This is a genomic window from Arenibacter catalasegens, assembly GCF_002909235.1.
Lineage (GTDB): Bacteria > Bacteroidota > Bacteroidia > Flavobacteriales > Flavobacteriaceae > Arenibacter > Arenibacter catalasegens.
Genome location: NZ_PHQQ01000082.1, coordinates 1 through 1,075, shown reverse-complemented (window position 1 = coordinate 1,075; position 1,075 = coordinate 1). Strand labels below are relative to the sequence as shown.

The 1,075-nt window shown below is 51.8% G+C and carries 1 pseudogene; it reads left to right on the top strand.

Annotated elements, in window-relative coordinates:
• Nucleotides 1–1,075: pseudogene (locus tag CWD90_RS22940) on the top strand (hypothetical protein); the annotation flags it as partial.

Genomic DNA, 1,075 nt, shown 5'->3' with positions numbered 1-1,075 from the left:
ACGATACCGGTGCCGTACAAAACTTTACAGTGACCGTAAGGGATAGCAACGGATGTACAGATACCGATACGGTAACCATAAACCCATTGCCCACTATAACAGCAGTTAATGTAAGTCAACAGACCGCCATTACCTGTACCAATGGCGAGGAGGCAAGAGTGAGCGTAACGGGAGGTTCGGGCGACTTTACCTTTGAACTTTTGCCTACGGGAAGTGCCGCACTACAGACTCCGGGAGCAGCCGCCTATATGGCCGACTTTACATTGACCGCGCCTGGGGACTATACCTTTAGGGTGACCGATAATGTGACCGGATGCTATTTCACCACAGCACCATATACTGTTGCTCCTTACGACACTATAGATGTCGTGGCAACGGCCATGACGCCCGTGACCTGTTATGGGGACTCCGATGGTCGACTGCAGATCCAGGTCAACAACTACCTTGGCGATTACGACTACCAGGTCTTTGACAGCAGTGGGGCAAGCGTTACTGCAGTTATAGGTTCGAACACCTCCGCCAACCCAAGAACCATTTTAGGATTGCCCGCAGGTAACTTCTATGTGGTAATTACCGCTACCGATACCCCTTTCTGTGACGATACCTCCAATACGGTGACCATTGGGTCCCCAGCTGCGGACCTAAACATGATAGTGACCAAGAATATCAACGCAAACTGTAACATCGGCGCCCAGGTGACCATCACCGCCAGTGGCGGGAACGGAGGGTATACCTATGCCTTTGTACAGGACGGGGCTTCACCTGTAGCCGGTGATTATAACGCTAGTGCGAGTGCAATCCTTGACCCTGCCACCAACATCAATTGGGACGTTTGGGTGAAGGATGCCATGGACTGTACCTATAAGATCGATGTGGCCATTGCCGCAGATCCCATGCCTACAGTTAGCCTGCCTGTTTACGCAGACGACCAGTGTACCTCCAATGGGAACTCATATACCTTTACCGCAACAGGTACAGGTGTGGCCCCATTAAAATACAGCATCGGGAACGGATTCCAGAGCAGCGGCATATTTACCGTATCCGCTCCGGGAACCTATACCGTGACCGTACGTGA